Here is a 15,226-nt window from a genome sequence, read left to right on the forward strand (position 1 = left end):
TCTCGCCCGTCCCCTCGCCTGTCATCCCGGCAAAGCCGGATGTCCCTACATCAGGCCGTTGATGAGGATCGCCAGGATCGCGACCGGGGCGACGAAGCGCAGGATGAAGATCCACAGCGTCAAGAAGACGCCGGGATGCTCGCCATCCACGGTCACCTCGTTGGCGGCCCGCGGCCCCAGCACCCAACCGACGAAGATCGCCACCATCAGGCCGGAGATCGGCAGCATGATGTTGGCGGTCAGGAAGTCGAGGAGATCGAGGAACCCCATGCCGAACAGCTTGTAATCGGCCCAGATGCCTTGCGACAGCGAGGACGGAACGCCGAGCAGGAAGGTGACGGCGCCGATGGCGATGGTCGTCGGCACCCGGCCGAAACCGCGGTCGCAGAACAGGGCGACGAGCGGTTCCAGGAGCGAGACCGAGGAGGTCAGCGCCGCAATCAGCAACAGCACGAAGAAGGCGGGTCCGAAGATCGCGCCGCCGGGCATGGCCTGGAACACCGTCGGCAGGGTGATGAAGGTGAGCGCCGGACCGGCTTCCGGATCGAGACCGAAGGCAAAGACCGCCGGCAGAATGGCGAGGCCGGCCAGCACCGCCACCATCGTGTCGAGGGAGACGATGTACCAGGCCGAGCGGCCGATGCGGGTGTCGCGGTCGAGATAGGAGCCGTAGGTCAGCATCGCCGCCATGCCGATGGAGAGCGAGAAGAAGGCCTGGCCGAGGGCGGCCATGAAGACCGTGCCGTTGATCTTGGAAAAGTCCGGCGACAGGAAGAATTTCAGACCTGCTTCCGCGCCCGGCAACGTCATCGAACGGGCGACGAGGGCGAGCAGGATCAGGAACAGGACGGGCATGAGGATCTTGCTGACCCGTTCGATGCCGGAGGCGACGCCCTTCAACACCACGAAGACGGTGAGGACGACGAACACCGCCTGATAGATCAACGGCTGCCAGGGGTCGGAGATGAAGCCGACGAAAGAGTTTCCGATCCCGCCGATGTCGAGACCGCTGAAGGCGCCGTCGGCGGACTTGATCACATAGGCGATCGTCCAGCCGGCGATGACCGAGTAAAACGACAGGATCAGGAAGGCGACGGTCAGGCCGATCGCACCGACCACGGTCCAGCCCTTGTGGCCGAGCACCTTGAAGGCCGACAGCGCATCGCTCTGGCTCGCGCGCCCGACGGCGACTTCAGCCAGCAGCACGGACAGGCCGATCGTGAAGACGATCGCGAGATAAAGCAGAAGGAAAGCAGCACCGCCGTTCTCGCCGGTGATGTAGGGAAACTTCCAGATATTGCCGAGGCCGACGGCGGAACCGGCAGCGGCGACGACAAAGCCGATGCGGGAATGCCACTTTTCTCGCGGAGCGTTCATGAACCGATCCTGTGGGGCTCTTGGCATGCCGACCGGCCGTCTTGGGGCCGAAACGGATGCGCTGGTGTGAGTTGATGCCGGCACAGGGAAGGATCATCGCGTGACCGGCTCAGGCTGGCGGACTAAAAACCCGGTCCGGAGCCGAAAGTCGATGACCGAAAGCAAAAAAGTTCGGCGATCCCCGCTTTCGAGGGGCATTTTTGCCGGGTCGCGACGATTGGGCACATCGTCCCATGTCGGCTGTCAAAGGGCCGGCAGTGGGCCGGCAGCCGGCGCATCCAGCGGACGCCTGAGCCGCAGTTCACTCGGCTCGCTGCCCGCAGCCCTGAAGCCAGACATCCGAAAAACCCGAAGGCGCGCACGCCCCCGCCACCAAACGCTGGATCCGGGCCACCCGCTCGTCCAGTTTGGCGTCGCTTCCAGCGAGATCATAGGATGCCGGCGCGATCAGCACCGCCACGAGCCTGATGAACTCGGCTTCGGTCAGTTCGGCTGGAGGCCGCCCATAAATCGCTGAGCTTGCCGAATGAAAGCCGGCCATCCAGCCATCGGGACCGTTGCCCATTTCCAGCGTCTCCAGCCACAGGGCAAGGATCTGCTCCTTGGAAAGACGGCTCTCCATCCCGAGCGCATAGCCGGTCTGGCGTATCTTTCCGAGGCCGGGGTGAAATTCCTCAAAGGCAAGCCGTTTGGCTGCCGATTGGGTGATGGTGGTCAAGCCGGCGCCCGGGGTGGAGAAATCCACGCCGGGATGCGTTGAAAAATTCGGGTCTTCGACAGCGAGGAGGATAGCCCGGCGGGCCGGCCCCAGAGAGCCCCCGCCTCGCCCTTGAGCAATCGCCGCGTCAGCCTGAGCACGCAAGCCCTCGGCACCCGAGACCGCATCCCAGTATCCTTTGGCGCCATAGCCCACGAGACCGACAAGCAGGAGAGCAAAGACAATTCCAAAATATTTCAGAATGCGCATCATCCGATATGCTTGCCCCAAACACAATTTCGATGATTTCGACCCGAATGAATTCCTGAGGTAATTTACAATAAGCTCTTTCGACTTCTTATTCGGTATTCAGAGATTGACGCCAAAACACCAGGGAGCCGGCGCCCACCGCAGCCAAGAGCCATGCGAGCAGCGTGCCAAGCCCTGTGAGGCCATATGCCCGCTCGGCACCGGCAAAAAGCCACGCCCGCGCAGCGTCGGCGGCAAAAGAGGGCATAGGAACGGTGGCTACGGCCGCACCAAAATAGGCCTGCACCATCGCGCACGCGATCCCGACGAGAAACACGGGAACGACTGCCGCGATCATACTCCGGAATATGATCGTGAGCGTCGCAACGATCGCTGCGACACTCGCCAGTTCGAGAAAAGCGATCACAAACGCTCCACCGAGCACGAAAACGCCGCTCGCATGAATCGACGTCCTATTGCCGGTGCCGAGAAGGCCAAGTGCCGTGTTGAGGATCATATCTCCGGCGATTGTCAGAACAAGACCGATGACCATGCACAGGAGGCAGACGACGAACTTCGCGGCGAGGAGAGGAATACGCCCTGCGCGGGGCACGAGGTTGCGCCAGGCCGAAAACCGGTATTCGACATAGAATACGGAGGACACACCGATCGCATAGAGAAGCTGCGCAATCGGGTTCCCTGCGATGCTCAGCGATTGCGCAGCCGACAGAAGCGCATCGGCCCGTGCCGGCGGGAGGTGTCCTGATCGAAGGAAGAAAAAGCTCTCCAGCGTGATCTTGAAGGCGAGAGCGGCTGCGGGAACTGACAGAAATCCCCAAAACAGCATTCCTGGCTGGCGCAGGAGCTTCAGAACCTCCGCCGAAATGAGAGCGTTCATGGGAGCTCCCGTCGCGTTTCAGACAGGAACACCGATTCCAGATCGGGTTTCACCCATTTGGCCTCGAAAATCCGTATGTTGGCGTTTGCCAGCGTACGGATGAGGTCAGGAGCCTCATCACGCCCAACGCGAACATAAACCCCACCGTCACCGACATCCGCTTGCGACGGCAAGCGTTCCACGACGGCTTGCGGCAGATCGACGTTGAGCCAGAAGCGGGCTTGGCTGTCCAGCAACTCGGCGACCCGCCCCTGCGCCGCCAATCGGCCATTCCGCAGGATCGCGACACGGTCGCAAACGCGTTCGACTTCATCGAGGAGATGGCTGGAAAGCAGCACGGTGATGCCATCCCGCCGGGCGAGATCGGCAATCAGAGAACGCATTTCGAGGATGCCGTCCGGATCGAGACCATTGGTTGGCTCATCGAGAACGATCGCGTCTGGGTGCGTGACGAGAGCACATCCGATCCCCAGCCGTTGCTTCATGCCGAGCGAGAACTCAGCCACCCTCTTATCGGCGGCGTATTCAATGCCGACGCGCCGCAGAACAGGCTCGACCATCGTGATGGTGTCGCTCAATCGAGCGAACATTTCCAAATGCTCGCGTGCCGTCAGGAACGGGTAGAAGGCCGGGGCCTCGATCAACATGCCGAGGCGCCGGCGCGATCGCCTGCAGGCATCCTCTCCGAAAATGGCGATCGAGCCGCGATCAGGACGCACGAGGCCGGCGATGATCCGCAGCAATGTGCTCTTGCCGGCTCCGTTCGGACCCAGCAGGCCATATACGCAGCCTTGCGGAACACCGAGAGAAAGCCCATCGAGTGCTTTGAAAGCACGGCCTCCCCATCCGAATGTTTTTTCGACGCCCGAGACTGTAATGGCGTCTTCCCGATCTCCGTCGCTCACAAAACGATCCCATCTCGAGCCTCGCTTCCGAAGCGGCGTTGCGACGCGGACTCATGTTCCGGCTAGGCTATAGGCGATTGTCGGCCATCTCTGGCACCAGAATATGTCGAGGGCGAGAGCCGCAGGAGACGTTCGAGACGGCTTTCCCGGCATCGCCTCGCCCCCTTCGTCACGGGCGGAAAAGCGATACACAGCGATGCGCACGAGATTCCGCCAATTCCCACCACGCCGGCTTCCGCCTGAAAGGCGCAAATCGGGGACGAAATGTAGCTCGTCACAAAGGGTGACGACACGTCCCCAAGGTGCTTCGCCGGCGACCTCGGGATCGCGATCGACCAGTGGGTTGCAGCTGCTGGTTTCGTCTCAACTACGGATGCAGAGCTCTGGAGAAAAATCGCTGCCGCTCGGGCAGGCCGAACTCACTCCCACTCGATCGTTCCCGGCGGCTTCGAGGTCACGTCGTAGACGACGCGGTTGATGCCCTTCACCTCGTTGATGATGCGGGTCGCGGCCGCGCCCAGGAAGTCCATGTCGAAGTGGAAGAAATCGGCCGTCATACCGTCGACCGAGGTGACGGCGCGGAGCGCACAGACGAAATCATAGGTGCGCGCATCGCCCATCACACCGACGGTCTGCACCGGCAGAAGCACGGCAAAGGCCTGCCAGATCGCGTCATAGAGCCCGGCCTTGCGGATCTCGTCGAGATAGATCGCATCGGCCTTACGCAAAATGTCGAGCTTGTCGCGCGTCACACCGCCCGGGCAGCGGATGGCAAGGCCCGGCCCCGGGAAGGGATGGCGTCCGACGAAGCTTTCAGGCAGTCCGAGCTCGCGCCCGAGCGCCCTGACCTCATCCTTGAAGAGCATGCGCAGCGGCTCGACGAGCTTCAGATTCATCCGCTCCGGCAGGCCGCCAACATTGTGGTGCGACTTGATCGTCACCGAAGGCCCGCCGGTAAAGGACACGGATTCGATCACGTCCGGGTAGAGCGTGCCCTGCGCCAGAAATTCCGGCGCCTTGCGTCCGTCGGCCGCAAGCTTCTCCGCCTCCGCCTCGAACGTCTCGATGAAGAGGCGGCCGATCGTCTTGCGCTTCGTCTCCGGGTCCGCCTCGCCTTCGAGCGCCGAGAGGAAGATGTCCTCGGCGCGCACATGCACGAGCGGGATATTGTAATGGTCGCGGAAGAGCGAGACGACCTCCTCGCCCTCGCCGAGCCGCATCAGCCCGTGATCGACGAAGATGCAGGTGAGCTGATCGCCGATCGCCTCATGCAGGAGAACCGCGGCAACGGAGGAATCGACGCCGCCGGAAAGCCCGCAGATGACGCGGCCGGAGCCCACATCCTCGCGAATGCGCGAGATCGCCTCCTCACGGAAGGCCGCCATCGACCAGTCGCCTTTGAGGCCCACGACCTTGTGCGCGAAGTTCGCGATGAGCCGCGCCCCGTCCGGCGTGTGCACCACTTCGGGATGGAACTGCACGCCGTAGATCTTGCGGCTCTCATCGGCGATCGCGGCAAAGGGCGCCCCGCTCGAGGCGGCGATGACGCGAAAGCCCTCAGGGATGGCCGTCACCTTGTCGCCGTGGCTCATCCACACCTGGTAGCGCGAGCCTTTGTCCCACACGCCTTCGAACAGCGGCGAGGCCTCTTTCACCTCGACGAAGGCGCGGCCGAATTCGCGATGGTCGGAAAGCTCCACCTCGCCGCCGAGCTGCCGGCAGATCGTCTGTTCGCCGTAACAGATGCCGAGCACCGGCAGGCCGGCCTCGAAGATCGCCTGCGGCGCGCGCGGCGTGTCGATTTCCGTCGTGCTGGCCGGGCTGCCCGACAGGATGATGCCGCGGGGATTGAGCCGCTTAAGCGCCTCTTCGGCCTTCTGAAAAGGCACGACTTCGGAATAGACGCCGGCTTCGCGCACCCGCCGCGCAATGAGCTGGGTGACCTGCGAACCGAAATCGATGATGAGCAGCGTATCGTGCTGTTCGGAGGGATGCTCTTTCATGGCACGCCTTTAGGCGCATGTGCGCGTGAGCTCAATAACCCAATCGCCGGAGAAGGCCTCAGTCCAGAAAAAGCTTGTAGCCGCGATGCGTGTTCTGAAACCCGAGGCGCTCGTAGAAGCGGTGCGCATCGCGACGGGCGTTGTTCGACGTGAGGGAGAGCGAATGCGCGCCCTTGCGCCGCGCCTCGGCGATGGCAAAGCGGACGAGCTTGCCGCCGATTCCCTGCCCCCGCTCGGCGGGGCGCACCTGGACGGCTTCGAGCGTGGCTTTCAGAGCGCCGCGATCGGGCAGCGAATAGCGAAATCCGAGCTGGAAGGTGCCGATCACCTCGCCGTCCTGTTCGGCGACGTAAAGACATTCATCGGAGCTGCCCGCCAGCTCCTCGAACGCCTTCTGGTAGGACGGCAAGGCCGCAGGATGCAGCGTGTCGCCATGGCCGCCGATATCATCGGCCGCAAAGATGGCGATCAACGCCGCAAGGTCACCCCGTTTGGCTCGGCGGATAGAAAGTCCAGACATTCCCGTCGCTCAACCTCGTTTTCGAATGCCGGCGCAGTCTGCGCACAGCAGCTTGAGCGGGACATGCGTTCCTCCGCGCCCGCACCGGCCGACGACCGCGCCGTCTCGTTCAGATCGCGCAGCCCGTCGGATCCCGGGCGTGCTTAAGGCCGATTCCGGCCGAAGCCAACATCCCCGATTGCACAAGATGAGAGCGTTCGCACGCGCCGTGAGGGCGCCCGTTCGGCCGCCCACGCCGGCCACTCACGAGGGTCGCTCACGACGGCCGGCCGCCGCGCCACCCTTGTCGCGATGGAGCAGCGGAAGAGAGCGGCCCTGCCGGCATCCGCGCCTCAGCGCGGCGTCTGGCCGCAACAGCAAACATATGCGCGAAAACAAGAACGATGATATATTTTCAGGCAATTCGAACGGCGCGCAAAGTCGTCTTTGCGGCCGAGATGGGCTTTTACTCTTTGAAGAGAGATAAGTTTCGCCCTGGACGATAAGAACACTCCGAGGGAGGAGCGAGATGACGGCTCCCCAGACGCTCTTTCGGGATACCTGCAAGATATTTCTTGCGATGAAAGACACATACCCGAAGATCGTCACCGGCACAGCGACACAAAGTGAAATCAACAACTTCGTCGCTCAGAGCAGTGTCGCCGCCGACAAGACAGAGGAGCTGATGACTGCCCTCGGCCGGCAGGATGACGCCGGAAAAGCCGCCGCTCTCACACAGTTCTACGACGAGATCGCCGCCCTCCTTCGGGGCGATCTGAAGCATGCAAAGCCGCTCTGCCGCGATCTGGTGCGCCAGTTCACAGAGATCGCCACCTTCCATGTCCTCCACGAGGAGGGCGACCTCGCAGCCTGGAGAGCGCTGGCGGACCGCTATCGCCGGATGCTCGACGCCCTGCCCAAAAAGTGAGTGAGGCGCAGAAGATGCTCGATCATTCCCACATTCCGGAAACCGGCCACTTCCTCTGGATCGACAAGCCGGGCGCCAGCTTCACAATCGACGTGCATGTCGGCAAGGGCGGCATCGCCTCGGCCGCGGCCCTCGCGCATCGCAAGGCGAAAACCGGCAAGAGTTTCGCCATCAACGGCACCTTCTTCTACGCCGGACGGCTTCTCGGAGACGTCCTGACGCTCGCCGGCCATCTCCATCTCACCTCGGAACCGAAGGCGAGAAAACGCTTCGGCTTCGCCATCACCCTCTTCGACCAGCCGACGATCTATGAGCGCGCCCTGCTCCCGGAGGCTCCGAGAGAGCTCGAAGCCAGCTATCGCGCCACCTACCACGCAGCTTTGGGTGGTCTCGGGCGCCTGCTCGCCGGCGGCAAGAATGTCGCCGACGCCGCGACGCTGAAAGACACGTCCGGGCAGTTCTTCCTCGACGATGCGATCCGGAAAACCTCCCGGCCGGCGCTCGGCATCGACAAATCCGGCCGCCTTCTCGTCTTCGTCGCGACCGAAAAGGAAACACCCGCCCATAAGGGCATGAGGCCCGCCGAAATGGCCGACGCCATGCAGGCGAGAGGCGTCACCGATGCGGTCTTCCTCGACGGCGGCGGCTCCACCTCGCTTGCCGTCAACGGCAAGGTCCTCGTGAAAGGGGGCAACGACAGCTCCATCCCCTGCTGGGTGATCGGCTATGGATAAAGCGCCTGTCGTCTCGCGCGGCACCGCCTCCCCGGGTGGCGCCTCCCCAGGTGCCGTCTCCCCGGCTGCCGTCTCCCCGGGTGGCGCCAACCCGCACCGGCTCGTCTTCGCGCCTGGCGTCAAAGCCATCCGGGATTTTCGCACGGGCCGCTTTGCGCTGTTCAACGATTGCGAGGTGCCGGTTTCGCGGTATCTGGTCTTCGACGCCGACGAGAGCGACGTGCTCGCGCTCAGGCGGGGCCTCGACGAGGAGGCGTTCCACGCCGCGCTCCCGCGACAGGCGGAGGACTATCTCGCGGCTTTCGACGAGGAAGGCTTCTTCGCCCCGCCCGAGCCGGCCGCAGACCGCATCCGCCACGTGCGCCGAGGCTACGATGCCGCGATGCGGGCGCGCGAGAAGGCCTTGCGCCAAAACCTGGAAGAAAAGCTGGAGAGCTTCCGGCGCGATGGCACCAGGCCCTGGTCGACCTTCGCTCCGCCCGATTCCGCTCCCTTCGTGGAAGTGTCGCTCCTCATCACCGATGCCTGCAATCTGCGTTGCCGGTACTGCCATGTGATGGACAATGCGCCCGACCTCCCGTCCGACAAAGCCGTCGGCGTCATGTCGGAGGCGACGCTTGCGGCCTTCGCCCGCACGTTCGTCGATTACATCCGCCAGCGCTGGGGCATGGGCTGCCTCAACGTCGTGTTCTTCGGGGGCCAGCCATCGCTGAAGGGCAAGGTGCGCGCCTTCCTTTGTCACGCGGCCGCATATCTGAGCGCCTATGCCGCCCGCGAAAGAATCTTCATCCGCTTTGCGATCGACGACAACGGCACGCAGGTCGACGACGACCTCATCGCCTTCTTCAAGACGTACGATGTACGCGTCGCGCTCTCCTTCGATCCGCCCGTGGAGGTGAACGACTGGCAGCGCCCCTTCCCCGGCCACGCGTCAAAGAGCGGCAAGACGGTCGAGAACGGGCTGCGGCGGCTTCTCGATGCGGGCGTGCGCGTCGGCCTGCGCGCGACGGTGAGCGATCAGAACCAGAGCGCCGTACGCCGATCGATCGAAAAATATGCCGCCTGGGGCCTCACCGCCGCCTCCTTCATCCCGATGCAGGATGTCGCCCATGGCCGGCGGGTCACAGGCGTCGCAGCGCCCGATCCCGCCATCCTGAAGCGGGAATATCTCGACGCCTTCGAGGCGGTGCTGAAACTCTATGACAGCACCGGCCGCGTCTTCGATTTCGGCCCCATCACCTCGATCCTCCACCGTGTGGCCCGCGGCGGCGAACGCCAGACCTGCGGCATGGGCGACATCTATTTCGCCGTCGATCCGAAGGGTCGCGCGTTTGCCTGTCACCGCGACCTCATCGACCGCTATCTCATCGGCGATGTCGCCTCACCCGACTGCGCCCGGCGCCTGCTCGACGCACCGCTACGGCAGACCTGCCCGCAGGTGACGAGCTTTTATGATCCCGACCTTTTCTGCGAGCATCCGAACGCCTGTGCCGCGGAGGCGAAAAACGAGGTCTCCTGCGCCGCCTGCCCCATCCTCGCTTTCTGTGGCGGCTCCTGCCCGGCCGCAAGCCTCGCCCATTACGGCTGCACCGACATCGGCGTCTCCGTCCTCGTCGATTCCGATCCCGCCCGCGGGACGGAAAGATGCCGCGTCAGCCGCGAATTGGTGGAAGAGCTCTTCTGGCGCTTCATCGACGAACCGCCGGCATCGCCTTTCAGGCGCTATTGCACGGCCCTCTTCGGCGAGGTGCCGGCATGAACCTCCTCCTCATCGAACGCTGCAACCTCACCTGCGCCTATTGCTTCTTCGCCGGCAGCCTGAATGCCCGCCCGGCGGAACGCGGCGGTCACGACATCATCACTGAGGAGAATTTCCGCGTGGCCCTGCACTACGGGCGAGACTTCGTCGCCACGGGGCTTCGCGACAGCGTCAATCTGCTCGGCGGCGAGCCGACGCTGCATCCGCGCTTCCGCGAGCTCGTTGCGATCGCCCGCTCGCGCGAATTCGCCCTGCCGAACGGTGCGCCGCTGCCCGTCAGCGTCTTCTCCAACGGCGTCTTCGAGCCTCAGATCGCGGAATTCCTCAGCGAGACCCCGTGCGGGCTGATGCTGAACATCAACCATCCGTCGAGCTACAGCGGCCGCCTGTGGCAAAGGCTCACCGCCAATCTCGACATCATCGCTAGCGCCCGCGGGGAAGAGCCGTTCAGTCTCAGCCTCAACCTCTTTGCGCCGGATCAGGAGGTCGACTTCGTCTTCGATCTCCTAAAACGCCATGGTGCGCGGCATCTGCGTGTCGACGTCGCCAAGCCCAATTCCGCGGCGACCAACACGCATGTCGGCTTCGAGGCCCTGCCCGCCATGATGCCGCTCTTCGAAAGGATCGCCGTACGCTGCCGACACGATGGCATCGCCCTCAACACGGATTGCTGCCTGCCCGTCTGCGCGGTCGACAACGACCGTCTGGCGCGCCTGAAAGAGGCCGGCATATTCCTGTCGTTTGCCTGCCCTGGCGCCATCGACGTCACGCCCGCGCTTCAGCTCTTTTATTGCGGGCCTTTGAAGCATCTGAGCTTCGGCCGCATCGACGGCTATGCCGGCGCCAAGGAGATTGTCGAGACGATCGAAGAGACGGTCCGACCGCTGCGCTGGGAGGTCGCGACCCGGAAGGCGTGCGAGACCTGCAAATGGCGCACCCTCGACATCTGCCAGGGCGGCTGTCTCGCCTTCAAGCCGCCGGCCACAGCCGAACGGAGGAGCCACGATGAAGAACAAATACACGCTGAGCGCCTATGGCCAGAGCCGCAGGCGGGATGATTTCGCCGAGCCCGCGCCGTCGCAAACGGCCACGGAGGCGGATGATCGTCACGTGCGCGCGAGCTGCTACGTCAAGGATCCCTGTTATGTGAAGGACAGCTGCTACGTGAAGGATAGCTGCTACGTCAAAAACACCTGCTACGTGAAAGACACGTGTTACGTGAAGGGCTGAAGATCGCGCTCTCGCCCACCCGCAGCAGCGTGGCTCGCGACACCCGTCGGCCCGCGATCCAGCCCATTCATTCGCCGGCGCAAAGCCGCGGCATTACCTTCACGATGCCTGATTTGCGCCGCATTTTCGCCTCAACGCGGACACAAGTCAAAAACAAGATTTCATCTATCGACGGTGAGCTCTAAAGGCCAATTCCGGCCCAGCCAACACCGCCGATGCTTTCAGGATAGAGACGATGGCAAATACTCCGAAGCCGGGCCCGAAGGATCCGAAGGGCGGTAAGGGCGGCAAGAAGTAATCTCTTCCAGTCCAGGTATTGTCGAGGCGGCTGCACGCAAGTGCAGTCGCCTTTTTGTTCTTCAAATCTTAGAATAACGGGAGCATCCGCGCAGAGATCGCGAGATGCCCGCACATCGACTTTTTCCTACTCCCCGCCGTCACGCATTTGCCACGAGCTTGGCGCGCTTTGCTGCCGCTTCGGCGATGCCGATGGCGGCAAGCGCAACCGCCACATGCACGAGCTTCAGGAGCCAAGGCGCACTCGCGATCGGCATGTGGAGCTGCGCCAGCCCGACGACGGGCAGAAGAAGGCCGAGCACGAAAGCTCCTGCAGCCACCCCCTTCGAAACCGGCATCACCTTGAAGGCGAGCGCCCACAGGGTCAGCACGAAAAGCCCGCCGAAGGTCATGTGCAGGTGGATGGGCAGTTCGTAATAGCCGAACCACCACGCCGCCCCGAGGGCGAGCGCAACGAGGGCCAACACCCGTGCGGCCATGATCAGCATTTTCGTCATCGTTCGCTCTCCAATTCAGAATGTGATGTCTGTCGGATCGGCATGTGAGCCGGCGCTCATCGCGCGCCAGCCGCGCAGGAAGGTCTGATCCGCGTGAGGCATGGGACGGGAAAGACGGTTGCGGCGGACCTGCAGGCGGTCCGGAATCTCGCGCTCAAGCCGCAAGCTTCAACCGTTTGGCGGTCATCTCCGCGACACCGATCGCGGCGACGGCGAGCAGGAGATGTAAGGCGCCGGCCATCCGCCCGTCGATCAAAAGAAGGATCGGCGCAATGCCGGCAAGCACGACGAGGGGGATGAGAATGAAGCCCGCTGCCGAAATCCAGGGCCTCACCGTCAGCAGGCGGCGGCTCAGGATCCACAAGGCGGCGAGAAAAATGCCCCCGGCGATCATGTGAAAGTTGAGAACGAGGTCGGAAGCGCCCTCCGCCCAGATCAGCACGCCGAGAAGGAACGCGATGACAGAACAAAAGCGCGCGGTCATCGCGAGAGCCTGCGAGTTCATGCGAAATGCGCCCCCGGGACAGGCGGACGGCGGGCGCCGCCGCCGCTCCGCTCTCGTTTCGAGCTCAACCTATTCGATGCCGAGCTTCTCCTTCAACAGGGCGTTGACGGCCTGCGGATTGGCCTTGCCCTGGCTCGCCTTCATCACTTGGCCGACAAACCAGCCGATCATCGTCGGCTTGGCCTTCGCCTGCTCGACCTTGTCCGGGTTGGCCGCGATCACCTCGTCCACCACCTTCTCGATGGCGCCGGTGTCGGTCACCTGCTTCATGCCCCGCGCCTCGACGATGTCGCGCGGATCCCCGCCCTCGCTGTAGACGATCTCGAAGAGGTCCTTGGCGATCTTGCCGGAGATCACCTCTTCCTTGAGCATGTCGAGAATTTCGCCGAGCTGCGCCGGAGAGACGGGTGATTCCTCGATCGTCCGGCCGTCCTTGTTGAGCGCACCCAGAAGATCGTTGATCACCCAGTTCGCCGCCTGCTTGCCGTCACGGCCCTCGGCGACATGCTCGAAGTAATCGGCGATGGCGCGCTCGGAGACGAGGATCGACGCATCATAGGCGGACAGGCCGAAAGCCTGGATCAGCCGTACGCGCTTGTCGTCGGGAAGCTCCGGCAGATCCGCGGCCAGCGCCTCGACATAAGCGGCGTCGATCTCGAGCGGCAGAAGGTCGGGATCGGGGAAATAGCGATAATCATGCGCCTCTTCCTTGGAGCGCATGGACCGCGTCTCGCCCTTGTTCGGGTCGAAGAGCCGCGTCTCCTGATCGATCGTGCCGCCGTCCTCGATGACCCCGATCTGGCGGCGCGCCTCGTATTCGATCGCCTGACCGGCGAAGCGGATCGAGTTGACGTTCTTGATCTCGCAGCGCGTGCCGAAAGGCTCGCCCGGCCGCCGCACCGAGACGTTGATGTCGGCGCGGAGATTGCCCTTGTCCATGTCCGCGTCGGACGTCCTCAGATACCGCAGGATCGAACGCAATTTGGCGAGATAGGCCTTGGCCTCGTCGGAGGACCGGAGATCGGGCTTGGAGACGATCTCCATCAGGGCCACGCCCGAGCGGTTGAGATCGACGAAGCTCATCGTCTCATGCTGGTCGTGCAGCGACTTGCCGGCATCCTGTTCCAGATGCAGCCGCTCGATGCCGACCGTGATCTCTTCGAACTCGCCCTTCTTGTCCGGACCGACCTCGACGATCATCTCGCCCTCACCGACGATCGGCTGGTCGTACTGCGAGATCTGATAGCCCTGAGGCAGATCGGGATAGAAGTAGTTCTTGCGGGCGAAAACCGAGCGGTGATTGATCTCAGCCTTGAGGCCGAGCCCCGTACGCACCGCCTGCGCCACGCATTCCTCGTTGATCACCGGCAGCATGCCGGGCATCGCCGCATCGACGAGGCTCACATGATCGTTCGGCTCGCCCCCGAACGCCGTGGCGGCGCCGGAAAAGAGCTTCGAGTTCGAAGCGACCTGGGCATGGACTTCCATGCCGATGACGATTTCCCAGTCACCGGTCGCACCGGCAATGAGGTTTTTCGGATTTGTATTGCGGTTTTCGGCGATCATTCGCAAAGGCTCCAGCGTTGCGCCCGCTATAGACCACCGTTTCGCCGAAAGGAAAGAGGCCAGTCGCCCGCCGCCGGCCGCGCATCGGATCGCAAAGCCGCCACCGGCATGCCGGTAAGGCTCAGCCCCCAAGATGGGACATCAGAAGTCCGACATCAGAGGCCTGACCCCCAGAGGCCGAACCTCAGTAGCAGCAATATTCCGGCGGCGGCGGGATCTCGCCCGGCAGGAGCGTCTCGCCGGTGGCGCAATAGAAATACGGTGTGCGCGCCGGAACGGTCGGCCGCCCTTCTTTGTCGAAGAGCTTCACGGTCTCCCCGCCGATCGGACACACCACGACCTGCGGCTGCGGATTGACCGGGGGATAATAGCCGACATCGAGATCGGCGGCCCTGGCCGCGGAAACGCTCGCCGCCAGCATTCCGATGGCCGCCGCCGACAATGCAGCCACAGCGAGCATCTGCCGCGCCGTACGCCAGTGTTCTCGTCTCATGCTACTCCCCAGCGCTCGATCAACCTTGCCCAAATTGAGGCAAATCGAGCTGGAAATGGTTAACAGGACGAAGTGTTCCCGGCCGAGTTGCTGCCATCGTAAATTTTCAGTTAACACGCGCAGGACCCGCCAATTGATCCTGATCAATGTTGGGCTGCCGCCATGGCCATAATTTCGCCATACGCGGGCAGCCCGCAGCACGGCGGAGGCGAGTATGGCACTCAAGAAGCGCTACCTCGAACACCTGAACCGGATGCGCCGAATGATGGCGATCTACGGTTTGGGCCCGAGCGATGTCACGAACATGCTCGGCGACAACGAGACGCGCAACGCCCTCGGCCGCTGTATCACCTGCGACTCTGTATGCCCTTGCGAAGCATACCTTGCAGACGGTGAGAATGCGGACGCGCCTGCTTTTTGCCCGAACCTGCAACTTATCGAGGCACTCGCCGCCCAGTTAGACGGCGATCCGAGACAGGCCCGGTCCGAAAGCGCCGATGTGAGTGCCTGGCACTCGATTGATCGGCGCGGCGTCCGCTTCGGCGCCTCTGCCTGAACCTCGGAGGGCAGCCAAAGCGAATACGCCCAC

Annotated in this window: 16 protein-coding genes; 6 read left to right on the plus strand and 10 right to left on the minus strand. The window is 63.3% G+C overall.

Going from position 1 to position 15,226, the window contains the following annotated elements; translation table 11 throughout:
• Positions 1–45 precede the first annotated feature (45 nt).
• From L0F51_RS07455 to L0F51_RS07480, 6 genes are all read right to left on the minus strand, one after another.
• On the minus strand, positions 46–1,377 hold the full coding sequence (locus L0F51_RS07455) for a sodium-dependent transporter (RefSeq protein ID WP_234628586.1): 1,332 nt from the start codon (positions 1,375–1,377) through the stop codon (positions 46–48).
• Between the two features lie 301 nt (positions 1,378–1,678).
• Positions 1,679–2,347: a transglycosylase domain-containing protein gene (locus L0F51_RS07460; RefSeq protein ID WP_370642329.1), complete on the minus strand. Its 669-nt coding sequence runs from the start codon at positions 2,345–2,347 to the stop codon at positions 1,679–1,681.
• Positions 2,348–2,432: 85 nt separating this feature from the next.
• Complete coding sequence (locus L0F51_RS07465) at positions 2,433–3,221, minus strand: hypothetical protein (protein ID WP_234628588.1); 789 nt, start codon at positions 3,219–3,221, stop codon at positions 2,433–2,435.
• Entirely contained in the window at positions 3,218–4,126 is a 909-nt protein-coding gene (locus tag L0F51_RS07470; protein WP_234628589.1) for an ABC transporter ATP-binding protein, read from the minus strand. Before L0F51_RS07470 ends, L0F51_RS07465 begins: the two co-directional genes overlap by 4 nt.
• A 419-nt stretch (positions 4,127–4,545) precedes the next feature.
• Positions 4,546–6,129 carry a glutamine-hydrolyzing GMP synthase gene (guaA, locus tag L0F51_RS07475; RefSeq protein ID WP_234628590.1) on the minus strand — a complete coding sequence of 528 codons (1,584 nt, stop codon included), beginning with the start codon at positions 6,127–6,129 and terminating at the stop codon, positions 4,546–4,548.
• A 58-nt stretch (positions 6,130–6,187) separates the two neighbouring features.
• On the minus strand, positions 6,188–6,649 hold the full coding sequence (locus tag L0F51_RS07480; protein WP_234628591.1) for a GNAT family N-acetyltransferase: 462 nt from the start codon (positions 6,647–6,649) through the stop codon (positions 6,188–6,190).
• Positions 6,650–7,208: 559 nt separating this feature from the next.
• Here L0F51_RS07480 and L0F51_RS07485 point away from each other — a divergent pair.
• The 5 genes from L0F51_RS07485 to L0F51_RS07505 are packed head-to-tail and all read left to right on the plus strand — an operon-like array spanning position 7,209 to position 11,279.
• Entirely contained in the window at positions 7,209–7,556 is a 348-nt protein-coding gene (locus L0F51_RS07485) for a hypothetical protein (protein ID WP_234628592.1), read from the plus strand.
• A gap of 14 nt (positions 7,557–7,570) precedes the next feature.
• On the plus strand, positions 7,571–8,290 hold the full coding sequence (locus L0F51_RS07490; protein WP_234628593.1) for a phosphodiester glycosidase family protein: 720 nt from the start codon (positions 7,571–7,573) through the stop codon (positions 8,288–8,290).
• Positions 8,283–10,049, plus strand: a complete 1,767-nt coding sequence (locus L0F51_RS07495) for a radical SAM protein (protein ID WP_234628594.1) — start codon at positions 8,283–8,285, stop codon at positions 10,047–10,049. Before L0F51_RS07490 ends, L0F51_RS07495 begins: the two co-directional genes overlap by 8 nt.
• A complete protein-coding gene (locus tag L0F51_RS07500; RefSeq protein WP_234628595.1) occupies positions 10,046–11,107 on the plus strand; it encodes a radical SAM protein in 1,062 nt (353 codons plus the stop codon). The genes L0F51_RS07495 and L0F51_RS07500 overlap by 4 nt, the downstream gene beginning before the upstream one ends.
• Positions 11,055–11,279, plus strand: a complete 225-nt coding sequence (locus L0F51_RS07505; RefSeq protein ID WP_234628596.1) for a hypothetical protein — start codon at positions 11,055–11,057, stop codon at positions 11,277–11,279. The genes L0F51_RS07500 and L0F51_RS07505 overlap by 53 nt, the downstream gene beginning before the upstream one ends.
• A gap of 437 nt (positions 11,280–11,716) precedes the next feature.
• Here L0F51_RS07505 and L0F51_RS07510 read toward each other — a convergent pair whose 3' ends face one another.
• The 4 genes from L0F51_RS07510 to L0F51_RS07525 all read right to left on the minus strand — a co-directional run bounded on the left by L0F51_RS07510 (position 11,717) and on the right by L0F51_RS07525 (position 14,637).
• On the minus strand, positions 11,717–12,073 hold the full coding sequence (locus tag L0F51_RS07510; RefSeq protein WP_234628597.1) for a hypothetical protein: 357 nt from the start codon (positions 12,071–12,073) through the stop codon (positions 11,717–11,719).
• 154 nt (positions 12,074–12,227) lie between these two features.
• Positions 12,228–12,578 (minus strand): hypothetical protein, encoded by a 351-nt coding sequence (locus tag L0F51_RS07515; protein WP_234628598.1) that lies wholly within the window; start codon positions 12,576–12,578, stop codon positions 12,228–12,230.
• A gap of 69 nt (positions 12,579–12,647) precedes the next feature.
• Positions 12,648–14,144: an Asp-tRNA(Asn)/Glu-tRNA(Gln) amidotransferase subunit GatB gene (gene gatB / locus L0F51_RS07520; RefSeq protein WP_234628599.1), complete on the minus strand. Its 1,497-nt coding sequence runs from the start codon at positions 14,142–14,144 to the stop codon at positions 12,648–12,650.
• A gap of 184 nt (positions 14,145–14,328) precedes the next feature.
• The gene (locus L0F51_RS07525; protein WP_234628600.1) at positions 14,329–14,637 is read right to left on the minus strand and encodes a hypothetical protein; all 309 of its coding nucleotides are present in this window, start codon (positions 14,635–14,637) and stop codon (positions 14,329–14,331) included.
• Between the two features lie 214 nt (positions 14,638–14,851).
• Here L0F51_RS07525 and L0F51_RS07530 point away from each other — a divergent pair, with 214 nt between their 5' ends.
• On the plus strand, positions 14,852–15,193 hold the full coding sequence (locus tag L0F51_RS07530) for a DUF6455 family protein (protein WP_234628601.1): 342 nt from the start codon (positions 14,852–14,854) through the stop codon (positions 15,191–15,193).
• Positions 15,194–15,226 lie beyond the last annotated feature (33 nt).

The sequence above is a fragment of the Afifella sp. H1R genome, assembly GCF_021462425.1.
In the GTDB taxonomy this organism is placed as follows: Bacteria; Pseudomonadota; Alphaproteobacteria; order Rhizobiales; family Afifellaceae; genus Afifella; species Afifella aestuarii.